The following is a 17,454-nucleotide window of genomic DNA, read 5'->3' on the forward strand; positions in this document are numbered from 1 at the left end:
GTCCGTTTAAGTGTGTACCACCTCAAGCGGACCGCGGTCCAGTTTTGTTCCCGATGCTTTACGCTGTCGTCATGTCCAGCGCTCTGCCGCCCTTCCCGAAGCCTCATGAGCCCTTCGAGACCCCCTCCCTGCTGGAGGTCGGCACGGCTCCCGGCGAGCCGGGCCTGCGCGCCGACGCCGCCCGCAACCGGGCCCGGCTCCTGGAGGCCGCCGCCCGGCTGATCGCGGAGCACGGGGTGGCCGGGGTCACCATGGAGGCGGTCGCCGCGGCGGCCGACGTGGGCAAGGGCACCGTCTTCCGCCGCTTCGGCGACCGCACCGGGCTGCTGATGGCCCTCCTCGACCACTCGGCCCGCCGCCTCCAGGCCGACTTCCTGGGCGGGCCCCCGCCGCTGGGCCCCGGCGCACCGCCCCTGGAGCGACTGCGGGCGTTCGGCGTGGCGGTGCTGTACCGCACGGCCGAACAGCTGGATCTGCAACTGGCCGCCCAGCCCGAGCCGACCCGCCGGTTCATCCACCCGGCGGCCGGGGCGCTGCGCGCCCACCTCACGATGCTGCTCCGGCAGACCGTGCCCGGCGGTGACTGCGACCTGCTCGCCCACACGCTGCTCGCCTCCCTGGACCCCGCGCTGATCCATCACCTCACCCGGCAGTGCGAGATGCCCATGGAGCGCCTGGAGGCCGCCTGGCTCGACCTGGTCGCCCGAGTGACCCGCACGGACCCGCCGGACTGACCCCGTGATGAAGACCGGGCCGGCCGGTCCGCCGGTCAGTCTCCCCGGCCGGTGAACATCGCCACCAGCCCCCGCGGGGCGTCGGCGGCGAACAGCAGCTCCTGGCCGCGCGCGGACTCCGCCGCCGACGCCTCGGCGCGCGGGAACATCCGGGCCTCGTACGCGGCCAGCGCGGCCTCCGTGTCCCCGGGGTGCGCGGCCAGCGCCAGGCCGAGTTCGGCGCCGTCGAGCAGGGCCAGGTTCGCGCCCTCGCCCGCGAACGGGGACATCAGATGGGCGGCGTCCCCGAGCAGGGTCACCCCGGGCACCCGGTCCCAGCGGTGCCCCACCGGCAGGGCGTGGATCCGGCGGGGCACCAGCGTCCCGTCCGCGTCGGCGACCAGCGCCCGCAGCCGCTCGTCCCAGCCGTCGAACTCCTTGAGCACGGCCGCCTTCGCCGCCTCCGCGTCGGTGAAGTCGATGCCGTCCAGCCAGTCCTCCGGCGCGACCACGGCGGTGTACACGTGCAGGCTGCCGTCGGGTTCGCGGTGCGCCAGGAACCCGCGGCCGGGGCCGAGCGCGAAGAGCATCCCGCCGCCCACCACCTCCGCGCTCACCGGATGGCGCCGGTCCGCCTCCCGCAGATCCGCCTCCACGAACGACACGCCCGTGTACGCGGGCCGGGCGGCGGACACCAGGGACCGGATCCGGGACCAGGCGCCGTCCGCGCCGACCAGCACATCGGTGGTGAACCCGGAGCCGTCCGCGAGCGTCACCCGGTGCCGTCCGCCGCCGAGCGGGCGGGCGCCGACGACCTTGGCGCCCCACCGGACGGTGCCCGCGGGCAGAGACCCGAGCAGCAGCTCGCGCAGGTCGCCCCGGTCCATCTCCGGGCGCCCGCCCGTACCGTCGTCCGGCTGGGCGAGCCGGACGGTGCCGTCCTGCCCGAGGACCCGGGTGGCCTGGCCGCCGGCGTGGACACCGGCCAGGAACCGCTCGTGCAGGCCGGCGGCCCGCAGCGCCTCCTGGCCGGTGTCGTCGTGGATGTCGAGCATGCCGCCTTGTACCCGGGCGTCCGGTGACGCGTCCAGGTCGAACAGCGCGGCTTCGATGCCGTGCACGTGCAGCACACGGGCGAGGGTGAGCCCGCCGAGGCCCGCGCCGACGACGGCGACGGGATGGTGGGGGAGAGGTGTGGTGGTCATGGTGCCTCCTGGCCTTCGGTCGGTACGGCGGTCCGCTCGATGCCGGCGATCAGGGTCTGGAAGGCCCACGACAAGCGGGCCTCGGGCGTGCCGGACAGCAGCGCCCCGGCGTCGGCGGCGATGTGCGGATGGGTGGCGGCGGGCGCCTCGCGCAGGGCCCGGGCCACCGCCTCCCAGGCGGCGGGGGACTCCTCCCCGGCGTGCTCGGCGGCGGTCGCGGTGGCGTGCTGGAGCAGCAGGTCCACGCCCCACGCCGCCTGGGCACGGGGGACCCCGCCCTCCCGCAGCAGGCCGAGCAGGGTCTCGATCAGGCGCAGATAGTGCGGGCCGCTCGGCCGCGCGGTCAGCGCCGACCGGGCCAGGGACGGATGCTCCAGGAGCATCGCGGTGTAGCGGGTGAGCACCCGCTCCAGCCGTTCCCGCCAGCTGCCCTCGGCCGGCGCCGGGCCGACCGTGCCGAGCAGCTCGTCCAGGACGGCCGCGTGCAGCTCGTCGGTGTTGCGGACGTACACGTAGAGCGAGGCGGGGCCGGTGTCGAGTTCCTGCGCGAGCCGGCGCATCGTCACCTTGCGCAGCCCTTCGGCGCGCAGGATCGCGACGGCGGCGGCGACGATGCCCTCCCGGGTCAGGGCGGGCTTGGCGGGACGCTCCCGGCGGGAGCGGGGGGCAGCGGTCATGGCACGACCCTGACGAACATGTTCGTAACGAACAAGTTCGTCCGCAGGTCCGGGGGAACCACGACAGCTACGCGGGCGGGCTACGCCTCCTCCTGGTAGCCGCTCGCCTGGAGGGTGAACAGCTTGGCGTACGTTCCTCCGGCCAGCAGGAGTGCGTCGTGGGTGCCCTCCTCGGCGATCCGGCCGTCGGCCAGGACGACGATCCGGTCGGCGTCGCGGACCGCGCCCAGACGGTGGGAGATCAACAGACTGGTGCGGTGGGCCCGATGGTGACGCAGACGCAGATGAACGTCGTGTTCGGCCTCGGCGTCGAGGCCGGAGCTCGGCTCGTCGAGGACGAGCAGGTCGGGCTCGTCGCGGACGAAGGCCCGGGCCAGGGCCAGGCGTTGCCATTGGCCCCCGGACAGCGTCGTCCCCGTCTCGTCGTCGTGCTGGGCCTGCCGGGCGTACGTCCGGCTCAGCATGGTGTCGTAACCGCGGGGGAGCCGGGACAGCATGTCGTGAACGCCCGCCCTGCGAGCCGCTTCCCGGATCTTGTCCGGTGCCGTGAGCGTCTCGACGTCCCCGATGGCGATGTTCTCGGCGGCCGTGAGGTCGTAGGGCACGTAGTCCTGGAACACGGCGCCGAGGCGCCGGCGCAACTGTGGCACCGGTACCTGGCGGATGTCCACGCCGTCCCAGAGCACCGCGCCGCGCGTCGGGTCGTAGAAGCGGCAGAGGAGTTTCACGAGGGTGCTCTTGCCCGCACCGTTCTGGCCCACGAGGGCCACGGCCTCGCCGTACGGGAGGAAGAGGTTCACTCCGCGCAGGATCCACGGGTGGTCCTCGGCGTAGCGGAACCAGACGTCACGGAATTCCACTCCCCTGCGCAGCGCGGGCAGGTGTACCCGCGTACACAGCGGCTGCGGCGGCCCTTCGAGGTCCGGGCCCGCCCGTACCACCGCCAGGTAGTGGCCCATCATCAGCATGTGCTGGTGACCGTCGGCGAGCGATCGGATGACGCCGGACAACGCGCTCTGCACGCCGACGACGGCGGCCACGAACATGGACACCTCCCCGACCGTCAGCTGACCGCGCCGGGCCGCGAGGGCCGCCCAGACCAGACCGGTTCCGGCGACGAACGCGCTGATCAGGGCGAGCAGACTCTGCGTCAGGAACTCGCGGCGGTCCGTGCGGTGGGTCTCCGCGTCGACGATCCGGCGTTCCCCGAGCATCCGCTCCTTGAGGAAACCGCTCGCTCCGAACAGGCGGATCTCCTTGGCCGCGTCAAGGCTCGAGAGCAGCATCTGGTAGAAGAACTCCCGCCGTTGGGCCGCACTCACCCGCCATTCCGTGTGCGCCCGGCGGCGGGAGAGCTTCAGCTCGGCGACCAGGGCCGGTACGGCGCTCGCGGTGACCAGCAGGGTCATGGTCGCGTCCATCGCGTACAACGCGGTCAGGAAGCCGACGGCGGTCAGCGCGCCCCCTGCGACCCGCAGGCCGCCGTCCACCAGGCGCCCGACCGACTGCCCGGCCGCTCCGCGCGCCATGCGCAGCCGGTCCTGGAAGACGGGATTCTCGAACCGCGCCAGACCGTGGAAGGAGTTCACCGCGCTGTACAGACGGTCCACCGCGCGCAGGCTCACCGCTCGGTCGAACCGTGCGCCCAGGAACTGGCGCAGCAACGGCAGCACCGCCGCCACCAGTCCCGTGGCGGCCAGCCCCGCTGCCAGGGCGAAGAGCTCCGCCCCTTCGACACCGGTGAGGCGGTCCAGGACGAGCCTGGTCAGCCAGGCCGTCACCACGGGAACCGCCGCCAGCCCCGTCGTGAGCGCGGCGAGCGCCACCAGGTTCCAGGGCGCCGCCCGCCAGGCCAGGACAGCGGTGCTGCGCGCGGTGTCCGCCACGACTCTGGCGGTGAGCCTGTCCTGTGCCTCGTTCACACCGCTCATACGCCGGCGCTCGCCCGGTCCCGGTCACGGACCGGCCTGCGCGGCAGAATGCGCCCCGTGCCGGCGACCCGGCCGTCAGCGCCCATCTCGGCATACGCGGGCAGACCCTTGAGGTCGAACGCCGTGGTCAGCTCGCCCCCCATGTCGGTGACCGCCACGCGAGCCACCGGGGTCAGGCGTTCCACGTACGGTGCGATGTCGCCCGGCTCGTCCCCGTCCCGGATGACGACGGCCAGCACGCGGGCGCGCCCGTACTCGCGGGCCCGCTCCACCACATGGGGCAGGGTCTCCTCACAGGCGGGACAGCCCGGTGACACGAAGACGACCATGAGCCCGTCGGGCAGGTCCTCGTGGGTGAGGGTCCGGCCGTCGGTGTCCACGGCGGAGAACGCGCCCACCGGCGCACCGGCGGCGAGCCCCGAGGCCCGGTCCCGTCCCTCGCCCTCCGGAGAGGCGGGGCGCTCCCGGAGCCTGCGCGCGACTCCGAAGGTCAAAGCCAGGTTGAAGAGGCCCAGGAGCGCGAGCAGGAGTACGGCGGCAATCAGGTACGGCATGGCGAAGTGTCCTTCCGACGGTGGGTGTTCGGGGAGCGGGTTCAGTCGCCGTGCGCCAGGCGCCGGACGACGACGCCGACGATCTGGTGTGCGCGGAAGTAGCCGCAGAACCGCGAATCCAGACTGTCGGCGGGGTTGTCGCCCAGCAGGACCACCCGGCCGGGAGGCACCCGGGCGCCGGGCCTCTCCGGTACGGCGAGGACGACATGCGCCGGCACCGGGTCGCCCGGTACGGCCACCGCACGCTTGATCAGCCAGGTGGGCAGCGTGACGGCGTCCCAGCGCCCGCCGGCCGGAGGGCGGGACACCACCAGATCACCCGTGCGTACCCGGGCGAGCGCGGAACGGCGGACCAGCACCCGGTCCCCGTCAGCGAGAGTGGGGAGCATGCTGACGCCGACGACGGTGACGACGACGTACCGATGCCGGACCAGCACCACCCCGCCGACCGTCAGTGTGAGCAGCACGGCGCCCGCCACGGCGAGGTTCATCCGCGGGCCCTCCCCGTGCTCTTCGCCTCCGGCCGGCTCAGCAGATACGCCAGTTCGTCCAGGGCGACGGTGACGAGCGCGAGGAACACCCCCGCGCCGGCCGTGAACAGGAACACGGCGGGCCGGGAGGTGGCGGCGGTGTCGCCCGTGGTCATGAGCCGGGCCACCAGACCGGCCGAGGCCACGCACAGCAGGCCCACGTTGCGCAGTACATGGCGGAGGGCGACGGGCTGTCCACCTCCGCCGAAGCAGTGGCAGGCCACTGTCTCGTCCCGGCGCAGCGCGCCGGCCAGCACGGTGGTGAACGCCGCCAGCAGTACGGCGCCCAGAGCGAAGCCGGCCGTGACGGTCGCGGGCACCGCGAGAGCGCCGACCACCGCCGTCTCGGCACCGACGACGAGCACGGCGACAGGTCCGGTCCGGCCGCGCAGGGCGGGGACCAGCCGTGCCATCGCGACCCTGAAGCCCGTGTAGGCGGCGGCGCCGCGGATCTTGCCGACCACTGAGCAGAGGAAGACCAGGCCGAGGAAGATCCGGCCGGTGTCGATCAGATGGTTCACCGGGCTGAGTCCTTCGGTTGACCGGAGCGGGTGTGCGGCGGGAAGGCACGGGCCGGCCTGCAGGGCGGCCGGACCCGTGCCCGCGAGGTCAGGACGTCAGCAACCACACCACTTCATGTAGTCCCGGTCGTTGCACGGGTCGTACGCCCAGTACGCCTTGTTCTGCGCACACCCGCTGTAGGAGATGCACTCGTACTGCCAGCACGCCACAGCCGAGGCCGTCGCCCTGGGAGCCACCTTCTCCAGCAGACGGTCCGACACCGTCTTGATGACGACACGCATGATCTGTTCCTCCTTCGGAGGTGGGGGACGGCGTCCCCGGGAAGTGCCCGGGGAGCCTGACCCCCGTGGACGGCAACGAGACTGCGCAGCCGCACCCGTCCGGCACAACCGTCTCCGCCCGTCCCGGACGCACCACCGCTGTCCGGGGAGGTCAGGGGCATGTCCGCATCGTGTCCGGCGTTGTCCGGACCGGCGGGAGCGGCCGGCGGGAGGCTCGGGCGCAAGAGAGAAGCGTCGCGCATGCGGGGAGATGTCCCGTTCCTTCCCCTGGTTGTCCGGATCCGCGTTTGTCGGGCCGGGCCGGACCCAAGAACATGTGGACGTGAGCACGGACGGCGTGGGAAAGCTCGACCTGCAGGGCGTGAGTGATGCCGCGGACCTCGTTGATCTGCTGCGCGAACTCAAGCAGCGGTCCGGTCTCACCCTGCGCGAGTTGGAGGAACGGGCCCGTGCGCGGGGAGAGCCCCTGGCCCGCAGCACGGTCAGTGACATGCTCCGGGGCATACGTCTGCCCGCCCCCGGGACCGTGGCGGCGTTCGTCCGGGCCTGCGGTGCGCACGAAACGGACGTCGAGGCCTGGCTGGAGGCCAGGCGGCGGGCCGAGGAAGGGGCGAGTGCACGGCCGTCCGAGCCCGCCCCCGACCCGGACCCCGGCAACGATGCCGGGGCCCGGCGGAGCCGCTCATGGGTGACAGCCCTGCGGCCCGGAGGGCTGATCCGGCGGGCCCGGTCGTGGGTCCTGGCCGGGGAGATCACGACGGGCCTGGTCGCCGTCGCCCTGTGGACGCTCTCGACGGCCCTCGGCGCTGCTCCCTCCTCCTCACCGGCCGTCCCGCCCGACGTGGACGCGGCGGCCCGGGAGCTGCGGGGCTTCGCGGAGATCCGTCCGGCCCGCACCCCCCGGCTGTGTCTCACCGAGGGCCGGGACACCCGGGGCGAATACCTGAACGCCGTCGCGGCACAGCTCCCCTGCGAGGAGGCCAGACCACCGCACACGTACCTCAGACCCGTCGAACCCACCGCGGCGAGCACGTCGTACTTCATCGAGTGGCAGCACCCGCAGCACGGGCGGGGCTGTCTGACCGTGCGACGCGAGGGGCCCGGCAAGGACCTGCTGGAACCATGGCCGTGGAAGAGCTGCGACGCCACTCGCACCTACCAGCACTTCCGCATCGAGCCCGCCGCCACGACCGACGCCCGCTACCGCCTGCGCATCGAGGGCACTCAGCGCTGCGTGGGCCTCCGCGCCGACTCCACCGAAACCGGAGCCGACGCGACGGTGGAACCCTGTGGCAAGGCAGCGGACCAGGAGTTCCTCATCAGAGCGGCGGCCTGACACCGAAGACGGGTGCGGTACCGCTGGGGCGGCGGCCGCGGGGCCTGCGTGGTGCGGGCGCGAGTCCGGCCGGCCCGCGCCTGCACCAGGGCGTCTACTGCGGGGTCTGGCCCTGCCGGGCGGCGATGCTCTTGCGGACCTCGTCCATGTCCAGCGCGCGGGCCTGCTTGATCAGGTCCTTGAGGGCCGGCGCGGGCAGGGCGCCCGGCTGGGCGTAGACCGCGACCTGGTCACGGACGATCATCAGCGTCGGGATCGACTGGATCTCGAACGCCGCGGCCAGCTCCGGCTGCGCCTCGGTGTCCACCTTGCCGAACACCAGGTCCGGGTTGTCCTCGGCCGCCTTCTCGTACACGGGCGCGAACGACCGGCACGGCCCGCACCAGGACGCCCAGAAGTCGATCAGAACGAACTCGTTCCCGGAGACCGTCTCGTCGAAGTTCTCCTTGGTCAGTTCCACGGTGCTGGTCATGGCGTGATTCCCTCTTCCTGGTGTGGGGTGTGCCGACGGCGCAAACACGGCCGCCGGGCCGCCTATTCCATCCGTGCACGCCGCTGTTCCGCGCGCGTACCCATGTGGCCACGGCGCACACCACCCACCAGACTGACCCCATGACGGAAACGGAATCGAACACGTACGACGTCGTGGTGATCGGGGCGGGACCGGTGGGCGAGAACATCGCCGACCGGACCCGGGCAGCCGGGCTGACCACCGCCGTCGTGGAGAGCGAACTGCTCGGCGGCGAGTGCTCCTACTGGGCCTGCATGCCCAGCAAGGCCCTGCTCAGGCCGGTCATCGCCCAGGCCGACGCCCGCCGCCTGCCCGGCCTCGCCCAGGCCGCGCGGGGCCCGCTCGACACCCCGGCCGTGCTGGCCCGCCGCGACGAGTACACCTCCCAGTGGCAGGACGACGGGCAGGCCGACTGGCTCGCGGGCACCGGCGCCGACCTCTACCGCGGCCACGGCCGGCTCGCCGGTCCGCGCACGGTCACCGTCACCGGCCCCGACGGCACCCTGACCACGCTCACCGCCCGGCACGCCGTCGCCGTCGCCACCGGAACCCGCGCCCAACTGCCCGATCTGCCCGGCCTCGCCGACGTCAGGCCCTGGACCAGCCGCGAGGCCACCAGCGCCAAGGCGGCCCCCGGGCGGCTCATCGTCGTCGGCGGCGGGGTCGTCGCCGCCGAGATGGCCACCGCCTGGCAGGCCCTCGGCTCCCGGGTCACCCTGCTGGTCCGCGGCAAGGGCCTGCTGAACCGGATGGAGCCGTTCGCCGGGGAACTGGTCGCCGAGGCCCTCACCGAGGCGGGCGCCGACATCCGCACCGGCACCTCCGTGGAGTCCGTCCGCCGCGAGAACGGCACCGTCGTGGCGGTCACCTCCGCCGGCGACCGGATCGAGGCCGACGAGATCCTCTTCGCCACCGGACGCGCCCCGCGCACCGACGACCTCGGCCTGGAGACCGTCGGCCTGGAACCCGGCTCCTGGCCGGCCACCGACGACAGCCTCCGCGTCAACGGCACCGACTGGCTGTACGCGGTCGGCGACGTCAACCACCGCGCCCTCCTCACCCACCAGGGCAAGTACCAGGCCCGCATCGCCGGCGCCGCGATCGCCGCCCGCGCCGCCGGCGACACCCTCCTGGAGGAACCCTGGGGCGCCCACGCCGCGACGGCCGACCACCACGCCGTACCCCAGGTCGTCTTCACCGACCCCGAGGCCGCCGCCGTCGGCCTCTCCCTCGCCGAGGCCGAGCAGGCCGGGCACCGGGTGCGCGCCGTGGACGTCGAGTTCTCCTCCGTGGCGGGCGCCGGCCTGTACGGCGACGGCTACCGGGGCCGCGCCCGCATGGTCGTCGACCTGGAGGACGAGATCCTGCGCGGAGTCACCTTCGTCGGCCCCGGCGTCGGCGAACTGATCCACTCGGCCACCATCGCGATCGCCGGCCGCGTCCCGGTCGGCCGCCTGTGGCACGCGGTCCCGTCCTACCCCACCCTGAGCGAGGTCTGGCTGCGGCTGCTGGAGGCGTACCGGGACAACTGACTGCGGCGGCTACGGCAGCCGGAAGCCCAGGGCCTCGGCCGCCGGGTGCGGGGTCGGCTGGGACCACAGGGACGCCACCGCCTCGTTCGTCGACAGCGAGCGCGGCTCCGCGCGGTCCAGGTACAGCGTGCCGTCGAGGTGGTCCGTCTCGTGCTGGACGATCCGGGCCGGCCAGCCGGTGAACACCTCGTCCAGCGGGCGGCCGTGCTCGTCCTCGCCGCGCAGCCGCACCTCGGCGTGCCGGGCCACCACCGCCTGCCAGCCCGGCACGCTCAGACAGCCCTCGAAGAAAGCGGCCCGGGCGGTGCCCACCGGCTCGTACACCGGGTTGACCAGCACCCGGAACGGCTGCGGCACCCGGCCCCGGGCCGCCGCCACCTCCGGCGGCACCGGCGCCGGGTCCTCGATGACCGCGATCCGGAGCGGGACGCCGACCTGCGGGGCGGCCAGGCCCACACCGGGCGCCGCGCGCATGGTGGCGCGCAGCGCCTCGACGAAGCGGGCCAGCAGCGCGGGGCCGAGCTGACCGTCGTACGGCTCGGTGCCGCGCCGCAGCACCGGCCGGCCGGCCGCGACGATGGGCAAGGGACCACCGGCGGCGAGGAGTTCCTCGACCCGCTCGGCGAGCGGTGTGTCATCACGGGGTGCCATCGCGTCAGCATGCCACGCCCGGCCCCGCACCCGGCGGCACCCCCGGGCGTCGGCGCGCACCCGGCGCGGGCCGCTCGGCCGGGGCACTGTCGGTGCGCGGGCCCAGCGGCCGGGGCACTGTCAGTGGCGTGAAGTAGCGTGGGACGGGTCGGTGAGAGAGCAGTGGGAGACGGGGGAGGGGACCGGAGATGACAGGGCAGGACGGCCGGGCCCGGCGGCGCGGCCAGGGCGAACTGGAAGGCCAAGTGCTCGGCGCGCTGCGCGAGGCGGACGGGCCGGTCAGCGCCGCCTGGGTGCAGCGGCGCCTCGGCGGCGACCTCGCCTACACCACCGTCGTCACCATCCTGACCCGGCTGCTCGCCAAGGACGTCGTCTCCCGCGAACGGCACGGCCGGTCCTTCCTGTGGACGCCGACGGCCGACGTCGCCCGGCTCGCCGCCCTGCGCATGCGCCGCCTGCTGGACGGCGAGCGGGACCGCGAGGCGGTCCTGGCCAGCTTCGTCACCGCCCTGCCGCCCGGCGACGAACAGGTGCTGCGGGCCCTGCTCGACATCCCGGCCCCGGACGCCGGCCGCCCGGAGGACTGAGCGCCGATGGGGGTCTTCGTCTTCCTGCCGCTGGTGCTGCCGCTGTCCGCGTGGCCGGTCGCCCGGCTCGCCGAGAACCGGCTGCACCCGCGCACCGCCACCCGGCTGCTGACCGTGGTCGCCGTGGTCATGGCCGTGTGCAGCACGCTGTGCCTGGCCCTGCTCATGGTGGTCGGCACCGCGCAACTGCCCGGCAACCCGCTGCCCGACGGCTGGTCCGACCCCGAAGTGCGGGCCGCCGTCCCGCACGACGAGGTGGCCGGCCGAGCCGCGATACCGGCGCTCGCCGTGGTCGCCGCCGCCTGCGCCCGCACCCTGTGGCGGCACCGCCGGGTCACCCGCCGCGCCCGCCGGGCCCTGGCCGGAGTGCCGGGCCCCACGGTGGCCGTCCTGCCCGACAGCACGCCGTACGCGTACGCGCTGCCCGGCGGCCGGGGCCGGATCGTGGCCAGCACGGCCCTGCTGGACGGACTCGCCCCGGCCGAGCGGCGCGCCCTGTTCGCGCACGAACGCGCCCATCTGACCGCCCGTCACCACCGTCACCTGCTCGCCGCGCACCTGGCCGCCCGCGCCAACCCGTTCCTGCGCCCGCTGCGCACCGCCGTCGTCTACACGGCCGAGCGGTGGGCGGACGAGGAGGCGGCCCGCGCGGTGGGCGACCGGCGCACGGTCGCCCGCGCCATCGGCAAGGCGGCCCTGCTGTCCCCGCGCACCCCGGCGCCCACCCTGGCCGCGCTCGCCGCGCCCGGGCCCGTGCCGCGCCGGGTGGCCGCGCTGCTGGCGCCCGCACCGGCGGCCCGCACCTGGCCGTCGGCGTTCACCGCGGTCGGCCTGGCCGCCTGGGGCGCCGCCGCCGGGGCGCTGGCCTCCGCGATGTCGTCGGCGAACTCGGCCGTCACCCTGGTCCTGATCCTGCGCGCGGCCACCCCTTTGTGAACCGGAGGCACCCATGTCCCGCACGACATGGGCGCGGAGCTGATCGAGGGCAGGGCCTCCGGCGCACCCGGCGGCCGGGCAGGAGCGGCCGGGCGGTCTCCCGGCGGGTCGCGTTGGGGGCAAGGTGCCGCCGGAGGGGGGCACCGGGCGGGTCGCGTCCGGGCTAAGGGCCCCCGGAGGGACCCGGCGGGTCGTGTTCGGGGCGCGGTGCCGCTGGGGGGAACCCGGCGGGGCGCGCCCGGGGCCAGGAACTCGCCGGGCGGTCTCCCGGCGGGGCGCGCCCGGGGCCGGGTCCGGCGGGCGGTCTCCCGGCGGGTCGTTCCCGGGGTCAGGTCCGCCGGGTGGTCACCCGGACGGTCGCGTCCGGGACCTGAGGGAGACGGATCGCGGAAACGGGCGGCGGTTGGGGCGCGGCCGCGCGAGCGGGCGGCGGCCGGGGCGCCAGGTGGCGACCAGCGCCGCCGCCAGCAGCAGTTCGGCGACGTCACCGCCGTAGTACATGATCTCCGCGCCGCCCCGGACCTCGGACACGGGAGCGTGGACGGCCACCCCGAAGCCGCCGTACATCAGTTGCGCGGCGACCGCGTGCACGGCGATCGCACAGCCCAGCCAGACCAGCCGGGCGGGCACGCCGGGCCGGGCCGGAGCGGGGTCGGGACCGGCGACGGCGTGCGCGAACAGGCACCCCGACAGCAGGAAGTGCGCGTGCGCCAGCCAGTGCCCGGCCGGGTGGGCCATGACGGTGTCGTACAGCGGGGTGAAGTACAGCACCGGGAGGCTGCCGGCCGACAGCAGTACGGCCACCGGCGGACGGCTCAGCAGGCGCGCCGGGGCGCTGTGCAGCACCGTCGTCAGCCGGCGCGCGCAGGGCGCGGAAACGGCGCGCAGCACCAGGGTGACCGGGGCGCCGAGCACCAGGGCGAGCGGCGCGTACATCCCGATGAGCAGGTGCTGGACCATATGACCGCGGAAGTCCCGGTGCGCGAAGGGCGCGACCGGCGGCAGCAGCGCCACCGCCAGCAGTACCACCCCGACGCAGAACGCGGCGGTGCGCCAAGGGCTCCAGGCCCGCACCGGGTTGCGCCGGCGCGCCCGGAGGACCAGCAGCGGATAGCCGCCCGCGCACACCAGCAGGGCCAGGACCGGCAGGACGACGCCCAGCGCGCCCCCGCCCGCCGGGTAGGAGGTGTGATGGTGGTCCATCAGGCCGGGCGTCCCGCTCGGACCGCGCCCGGCGCCGCCGGGTCGAAGGACCGGCCGCCCCGCTGGAGCAGCAGACCGCCGGCCACCAGCAGCGCCCCGAGGACCAGGAAGGCCACGTCCCACCACACCTGGTACGACCCGCCGCGCACATGGTGGATGCCCAGGATCTGGTGGTCCAGCAGACCCTCCACCAGGTTGAACAGGCCCCAGCCGGCCAGGATCCAGCCCCACAGCACCCGCGAGGCCCACACCCGCCGCCGGCCGGTGGTCACCCGGGCGTACAGCACGGCGAGCCCGGACAGGACGGCCAGCCAGCACACGGTGTGGAAGACGCCGTCCCACACGGTGTTCATCTCCAGCCCCGAAACGCTCTTCGGGTCGTAGTACTTCACCCCGATGCGGTCGTGGTCGGTGCTGGTCAGCATGTGGTGCCACTGAAGGAGCTGGTGCAGCAGGATCCCGTCGACGAATCCGCCGAGCCCCACACCCAGCAGGATGCCGGGCAGGCGCAGACTGGCGGGCGGGGTGTCGCTCCTGGTGTCGCGTACGGTCGTTGCCATCGCTCCTCGTCTCGGTCGATTCGGGTGGATCGGTTCCGGCTGAGGTGCCCTCACGACAGCTATCAGTTGCCGGACGCCACCGCTGCCCCGGGCTCGGCCATCTGCACGGCCCGGCGGGACGGCCGACTTCCGACGGGCCGGGGACGCCCGCCGGGCGCGCGCGTTCACATCCGGTACCCGGCGAATGATTGATAAGCCATAACTTGCGCGCTTTCACCCGCGTTTCACCGGGTGCGGGCAAGTGCCCGCGACCGTATCTGGAAGGACAGGGAACCGATGAAACGGGTTACCCGAAACAGTGTCATCGCCGTCGCCGCCGCCTCGGGCGCGATGGCAGTGGCCGGGCCGGCGCACGCCGACTCCGCCGCGGGCGGGTACGCGGGCGGCTCGCCCGGGCTGATCTCCGGCAACGGAATCCAGTTGCCGGTACACGTTCCGGTGAACGCGTGCGGGAACACGGTGGACGTGGTGGGGCTGCTCAACCCCGCCATGGGCAACCGCTGCGCCAACCAGGGTGACCGCACCGGGGGCAAGGAAGGCGCCACGACATCGGGCGGGGCCACGGCCGTGGGCAAGGAGCAGGGCTCGCCCGGGGTGATCTCCGGCAACGGCCTCCAGCTCCCGGTCGATCTGCCGGTGAACGTCAGCGGCAACACCGTGGACGTGGTGGGGGTGCTCAATCCCGTCTTCGGTAACCAGTCCGTGAACACCTCCGGCACCCGCCCCGACACCCCCGGCCGGTCCACACCGCCCGCGCCCCAGCCGCCCACGCGGCACACCCCGCCGGCGCGCCACCAGCCGCACCAGCCGCCGCACCACACGACCCCGACCCGCCCGGCGCCGCACCCGTCGTCCAGCGTCGTACGGCAGCGCCCGCCCGGCACCCTGGCCCGCACCGGAACGGACGGCACCTGGACGGCGGCCGTCGCGGGCCTGGCGTCGCTGGCGGGCGGAACCGTGCTGTACCGGCGCTTCCGGCCGAGGACCGAGCGCTGACCCCGGCCGCCCCCTCCGGTGCCGGGAGGGGGCGGCCGCACGACCGCGTACGCCCGCGTGACCAGGTACGCCCGCGCGTCCACGGTCGGGGGGCGGACTCAGCGGCGCAGGGCGATCTCCTGGTCCATACGGGACAGCTTCTCGGGGTTGCGCACGGCGTACAGGCCGGTGACGCGGCCGTCGGCGATGCGCAGGGCGAGGACGGTGTCCACCCTGCCGTCGAGCCGGAGGACCAGCGCCGGGCAGCCGTTGACCAGGGCCGGCCGCAGCGCGGCCGCGCCGAACCTGCGCAACCCGGCGGCCAGCGGGGCGACCCGCCCGGCGCCCACGACCGGCTCCGGCGCGGCCTGGGCGATCCCCCCGCCGTCGCCCAGGAAGACGACGTCAGGCGCCAGGATGCCGAGCAGCCCGCGCAGGTCGCCCGTGTCTACGGCCTGCCGGAACGCCTCCAGCACGGCGTGCGTCTCGGCGGCGGAGACCGTTCCGCGCGGCCGGCGGGCGGCGACATGGGCGCGGGCCCGGTGGGTGATCTGCCGGACCGCGGCCAGGCTCTTGCCGACGGCCTCGGCTATCTCGTCGTACTCCACCCCGAACACCTCGCGGAGCACGAAGACCGCCCGTTCGGTGGGGGTGAGCGTCTCCAGCACCAGCAGCATCGCCATCGAGACGCTGTCGGCCAGTTCGACGTCCTCCGCCACGTCGGGCGCGGTCAGCAGCGGTTCGGGCAGCCAGGGACCGACGTAGGACTCCTTGCGCCGGGCGAGCGTCCGCAGCCGGGCCAGCGCCTGGCGGGTGGTGATCCGGACCAGGTACGCCCGCGGGTTGCGCACGGTCCCCGGATCGACGTCCGCCCAGCGCAGCCAGGTCTCCTGGAGGACGTCCTCGGCGTCGGCGGCCGAGCCGAGCATCTCGTAGGCGACGGTGAACAGCAGGTTGCGGTGGGCGACGAACGCCCCGGTGGCCACGTCCACGCGTGACCCACGGGGTTCCGCCGTACCCGTACCCGTGCCCGTGCCCGTACCCGCACCCGCGCCCGAGTCGCGCTCGCTCATGTCCGCTCCCCCTGTTCGCCCCTCGGCCTCGTCACACCCACGAGATGCCGTCGGGCGCCGCCGTGTGACAACCACGGCCGGTGACGTGCCTCACAGGGGGGAGGCGGCCGGCTTCACAGGGAAGTGAGGGGCCTCACCAGGTGACCGGCAGCCGCACCGGGAAGCGGCGGATCGTGCCGGTGTCCCACTCGATCTGGTCGGGGGCGACGGCGAGACGCAGCGTGGGGAAGCGGGTCAGCAGGCCGGAGACCGCGCTGTCCAGCTCCGCCCGGGCGAGCGGTGCCGCCAGGCAGTGGTGTCCGCCCCAGCCGAACGTCATGTGCGGGCGCACCGGCCGCTCCAGGTCCAGCCGGTGCGGGTCGGGGAAGACCGCCGGGTCCCGGTTGGCCGCCAGGTACGACACGTGGACGTAGTCGCCGGCGCTGATGAGGGTGCCCTCGACCTCCGCGTCCTCCAGGGCGATCCGGGGGATGCCCACGCCCTTGCGGAACGGGATGAACCGCAGCAGTTCCTCCAGCGCGCCGGGGAACCGGCCGGGGTCGCGGGCGAGCGCGGCCTGCTGCTCGGGATGGGTCAGCAGTACGTAGGCGATGTCGCTGATCTGGCAGGTCGCGGTGTCGTTGCCGCTGAGGATCAGCGTCACGGCCAGCACCGCCAGCTCGTCGTCGCTCAGCGGCTCCTCGCCCTCCGGCACCGGGGCCGTGGCCAGCGTGCTGAGCAGGTCCTCGCCCGGCGCCCGCCGCCGCTCGGGGACCAGCCCGGCGAAGTACGCCCGCAGGGATGCCTTGGCCTCGGCCGCGGTCTGCCGGGCGTCGGCGGAGGTGGCCAGCAGCCGCATGGTGCGGTCCCGCAGCTCGTCACGGTCGGCCTCGGGTACGGCGAGCAGCTCGCAGATCGTCAGATGGGGCAGCGGCACCGACAGATGGGTCACCAGGTCGGCGGGCGGGCCCGTCTCGGCCATCTCCGTGAGCAGGCCGGCCACCACCCGGTCCACCGCCGGCCGCATGGCCGCCACCCGGTCCCGGGTGAACGCCTGGGCCGCCACATGCCGCAGCCGGGTGGCGTGCGGCGGGTCCGTCACGTTGATGGACTCCGGTGACACGATGGGCTCGGGTGTCATCCTCGGGTAGTCGCGCCCGACGATCGCCGCCCGGCTGAACCGGGGGTCGCACGTCACCTGGCGCACGCCGGCGAAGCTGGTCACGAGCCATGCCTCGGCCTCGCCGTAGGGCAGCCGGATCCGGCTGACCGGGCCGCGCCGCGCCAGCGCGTCCAGCTCCGGGTCGAACTCCAGCGCCTCAGCGAAGTCGAAGGGGCATTCGAGCACGGTCGGTTCCTGGAACGACATCACAGCCTCCTTTGTGCGCCGCCGGGCGCGCTCGTGGGTGTCCGGCCGGGCGCGCTCCTCGCACGCGGCCGGGCGCGTCCGCCGGTGAGGGCGCCGGTACCGTCCGGGCCGCGCCCCATGGGACGACGTCGTCCGTGACCGCGACCCCGACGGCCGCGCCGAGGAGGCGCCGCCGACCGGTGCACGGCCGGCCGGCCGACTGGTGCACGGCCGGCCGGAGCAGGGCCGGCAGGTGCGGCACGGCCGACCGGGCCTCGGTGGCTCGTGCGGCTCCCATGGCCCGTACGGCTCCGGGGCGCCGCCTCGTCCCTGGCAGAGTCACTTCCCCA

At 74.6% G+C, this 17,454-nt stretch carries 19 protein-coding genes; 6 read left to right on the plus strand and 13 right to left on the minus strand.

Translation table 11 applies throughout. From position 1 onward, the window contains the following. The first annotated feature begins 53 nt into the window (after positions 1-53). Positions 54-734: a TetR/AcrR family transcriptional regulator gene (locus tag HB370_RS35075; protein ID WP_030780364.1), complete on the plus strand. Its 681-nt coding sequence runs from the start codon at positions 54-56 to the stop codon at positions 732-734. A gap of 35 nt (positions 735-769) precedes the next feature. Here the strand turns inward: HB370_RS35075 and HB370_RS35080 are convergent, their stop codons facing one another. From HB370_RS35080 to HB370_RS35110, 7 genes are all read right to left on the minus strand, one after another. Next, entirely contained in the window at positions 770-1,918 is a 1,149-nt protein-coding gene (locus HB370_RS35080) for an NAD(P)/FAD-dependent oxidoreductase (RefSeq protein WP_030780362.1), read from the minus strand. Further along, positions 1,915-2,595 carry a TetR/AcrR family transcriptional regulator gene (locus HB370_RS35085; RefSeq protein WP_030780359.1) on the minus strand — a complete coding sequence of 227 codons (681 nt, stop codon included), beginning with the start codon at positions 2,593-2,595 and terminating at the stop codon, positions 1,915-1,917. The genes HB370_RS35080 and HB370_RS35085 overlap by 4 nt, the downstream gene beginning before the upstream one ends. 80 nt (positions 2,596-2,675) lie before the next feature. Continuing rightward, entirely contained in the window at positions 2,676-4,526 is a 1,851-nt protein-coding gene (locus HB370_RS35090; RefSeq protein WP_030780356.1) for an ABC transporter ATP-binding protein, read from the minus strand. After that, positions 4,523-5,080: a TlpA disulfide reductase family protein gene (locus tag HB370_RS35095; protein WP_030780352.1), complete on the minus strand. Its 558-nt coding sequence runs from the start codon at positions 5,078-5,080 to the stop codon at positions 4,523-4,525. Before HB370_RS35095 ends, HB370_RS35090 begins: the two co-directional genes overlap by 4 nt. 41 nt (positions 5,081-5,121) lie before the next feature. Further along, positions 5,122-5,571: a S26 family signal peptidase gene (locus HB370_RS35100; RefSeq protein ID WP_030780349.1), complete on the minus strand. Its 450-nt coding sequence runs from the start codon at positions 5,569-5,571 to the stop codon at positions 5,122-5,124. Beyond that, positions 5,568-6,131, minus strand: a complete 564-nt coding sequence (locus tag HB370_RS35105) for a MauE/DoxX family redox-associated membrane protein (protein WP_051815551.1) — start codon at positions 6,129-6,131, stop codon at positions 5,568-5,570. Before HB370_RS35105 ends, HB370_RS35100 begins: the two co-directional genes overlap by 4 nt. A 96-nt stretch (positions 6,132-6,227) precedes the next feature. After that, positions 6,228-6,413 (minus strand): hypothetical protein, encoded by a 186-nt coding sequence (locus HB370_RS35110; RefSeq protein WP_030780342.1) that lies wholly within the window; start codon positions 6,411-6,413, stop codon positions 6,228-6,230. 322 nt (positions 6,414-6,735) lie between these two features. Here HB370_RS35110 and HB370_RS35115 point away from each other — a divergent pair, with 322 nt between their 5' ends. Next, entirely contained in the window at positions 6,736-7,749 is a 1,014-nt protein-coding gene (locus tag HB370_RS35115; protein ID WP_157855556.1) for a helix-turn-helix transcriptional regulator, read from the plus strand. Between the two features lie 94 nt (positions 7,750-7,843). Here the strand turns inward: HB370_RS35115 and trxA are convergent, their stop codons facing one another. Continuing rightward, positions 7,844-8,221, minus strand: a complete 378-nt coding sequence (gene trxA, locus HB370_RS35120; protein ID WP_030780336.1) for a thioredoxin — start codon at positions 8,219-8,221, stop codon at positions 7,844-7,846. Positions 8,222-8,361: 140 nt separating this feature from the next. Between trxA and HB370_RS35125 the strand changes: the two genes are divergently transcribed. Beyond that, positions 8,362-9,792, plus strand: coding sequence for an NAD(P)/FAD-dependent oxidoreductase (locus HB370_RS35125; RefSeq protein WP_030780333.1), 1,431 nt, complete (start codon positions 8,362-8,364; stop codon positions 9,790-9,792). A 9-nt stretch (positions 9,793-9,801) separates the two neighbouring features. On the opposite strand, the gene HB370_RS35130 is transcribed toward HB370_RS35125, so the two are convergent. Beyond that, on the minus strand, positions 9,802-10,443 hold the full coding sequence (locus tag HB370_RS35130) for a peptide deformylase (protein ID WP_030780329.1): 642 nt from the start codon (positions 10,441-10,443) through the stop codon (positions 9,802-9,804). Between the two features lie 188 nt (positions 10,444-10,631). Between HB370_RS35130 and HB370_RS35135 the strand changes: the two genes are divergently transcribed. Both HB370_RS35135 and HB370_RS35140 read left to right on the plus strand, forming a co-directional pair. After that, positions 10,632-11,030, plus strand: coding sequence for a BlaI/MecI/CopY family transcriptional regulator (locus tag HB370_RS35135; RefSeq protein WP_030780326.1), 399 nt, complete (start codon positions 10,632-10,634; stop codon positions 11,028-11,030). Positions 11,031-11,036: 6 nt separating this feature from the next. Continuing rightward, the gene (locus HB370_RS35140) at positions 11,037-11,966 is read left to right on the plus strand and encodes a M56 family metallopeptidase (RefSeq protein WP_030780323.1); all 930 of its coding nucleotides are present in this window, start codon (positions 11,037-11,039) and stop codon (positions 11,964-11,966) included. Between the two features lie 345 nt (positions 11,967-12,311). On the opposite strand, the gene HB370_RS35145 is transcribed toward HB370_RS35140, so the two are convergent. Then, entirely contained in the window at positions 12,312-13,169 is an 858-nt protein-coding gene (locus tag HB370_RS35145; RefSeq protein WP_030780319.1) for a cytochrome c oxidase assembly protein, read from the minus strand. After that, positions 13,169-13,729 (minus strand): DUF2243 domain-containing protein, encoded by a 561-nt coding sequence (locus HB370_RS35150; RefSeq protein ID WP_030780306.1) that lies wholly within the window; start codon positions 13,727-13,729, stop codon positions 13,169-13,171. The genes HB370_RS35145 and HB370_RS35150 overlap by 1 nt, the downstream gene beginning before the upstream one ends. A gap of 276 nt (positions 13,730-14,005) precedes the next feature. On the opposite strand from HB370_RS35150, the gene HB370_RS35155 reads away from it, so the two are divergent. After that, positions 14,006-14,725 (plus strand): chaplin, encoded by a 720-nt coding sequence (locus HB370_RS35155; RefSeq protein ID WP_030780302.1) that lies wholly within the window; start codon positions 14,006-14,008, stop codon positions 14,723-14,725. Positions 14,726-14,823: 98 nt separating this feature from the next. Here HB370_RS35155 and HB370_RS35160 read toward each other — a convergent pair whose 3' ends face one another. Both HB370_RS35160 and HB370_RS35165 read right to left on the minus strand, forming a co-directional pair. After that, positions 14,824-15,777, minus strand: coding sequence for an RNA polymerase sigma-70 factor (locus HB370_RS35160; protein ID WP_051815547.1), 954 nt, complete (start codon positions 15,775-15,777; stop codon positions 14,824-14,826). A gap of 133 nt (positions 15,778-15,910) precedes the next feature. Further along, positions 15,911-17,125 (minus strand): cytochrome P450, encoded by a 1,215-nt coding sequence (locus HB370_RS35165; protein ID WP_030780296.1) that lies wholly within the window; start codon positions 17,123-17,125, stop codon positions 15,911-15,913. Positions 17,126-17,454 lie beyond the last annotated feature (329 nt).

The organism is Streptomyces sp. DSM 40868 (assembly GCF_011820545.1).
Taxonomy (GTDB): Bacteria; Actinomycetota; Actinomycetes; order Streptomycetales; family Streptomycetaceae; genus Streptomyces; species Streptomyces eurythermus.

Coding starts and splice junctions, on each gene's coding strand:
- HB370_RS35075 (WP_030780364.1), top strand. CDS start 54: ATGCTTTACGCTGTCGTCATGTCCAGCGCTCTGCCGCCCTTCCCGAAG.
- HB370_RS35080 (WP_030780362.1), bottom strand. CDS start 1,918: ATGACCACCACACCTCTCCCCCACCATCCCGTCGCCGTCGTCGGCGCG.
- HB370_RS35085 (WP_030780359.1), bottom strand. CDS start 2,595: ATGACCGCTGCCCCCCGCTCCCGCCGGGAGCGTCCCGCCAAGCCCGCC.
- HB370_RS35090 (WP_030780356.1), bottom strand. CDS start 4,526: ATGAGCGGTGTGAACGAGGCACAGGACAGGCTCACCGCCAGAGTCGTG.
- HB370_RS35095 (WP_030780352.1), bottom strand. CDS start 5,080: ATGCCGTACCTGATTGCCGCCGTACTCCTGCTCGCGCTCCTGGGCCTC.
- HB370_RS35100 (WP_030780349.1), bottom strand. CDS start 5,571: ATGAACCTCGCCGTGGCGGGCGCCGTGCTGCTCACACTGACGGTCGGC.
- HB370_RS35110 (WP_030780342.1), bottom strand. CDS start 6,413: ATGCGTGTCGTCATCAAGACGGTGTCGGACCGTCTGCTGGAGAAGGTG.
- trxA (WP_030780336.1), bottom strand. CDS start 8,221: ATGACCAGCACCGTGGAACTGACCAAGGAGAACTTCGACGAGACGGTC.
- HB370_RS35125 (WP_030780333.1), top strand. CDS start 8,362: ATGACGGAAACGGAATCGAACACGTACGACGTCGTGGTGATCGGGGCG.
- HB370_RS35130 (WP_030780329.1), bottom strand. CDS start 10,443: ATGGCACCCCGTGATGACACACCGCTCGCCGAGCGGGTCGAGGAACTC.
- HB370_RS35135 (WP_030780326.1), top strand. CDS start 10,632: ATGACAGGGCAGGACGGCCGGGCCCGGCGGCGCGGCCAGGGCGAACTG.
- HB370_RS35140 (WP_030780323.1), top strand. CDS start 11,037: ATGGGGGTCTTCGTCTTCCTGCCGCTGGTGCTGCCGCTGTCCGCGTGG.
- HB370_RS35145 (WP_030780319.1), bottom strand. CDS start 13,169: ATGGACCACCATCACACCTCCTACCCGGCGGGCGGGGGCGCGCTGGGC.
- HB370_RS35150 (WP_030780306.1), bottom strand. CDS start 13,729: ATGGCAACGACCGTACGCGACACCAGGAGCGACACCCCGCCCGCCAGT.
- HB370_RS35155 (WP_030780302.1), top strand. CDS start 14,006: ATGAAACGGGTTACCCGAAACAGTGTCATCGCCGTCGCCGCCGCCTCG.
- HB370_RS35160 (WP_051815547.1), bottom strand. CDS start 15,777: ATGAGCGAGCGCGACTCGGGCGCGGGTGCGGGTACGGGCACGGGCACG.
- HB370_RS35165 (WP_030780296.1), bottom strand. CDS start 17,125: ATGTCGTTCCAGGAACCGACCGTGCTCGAATGCCCCTTCGACTTCGCT.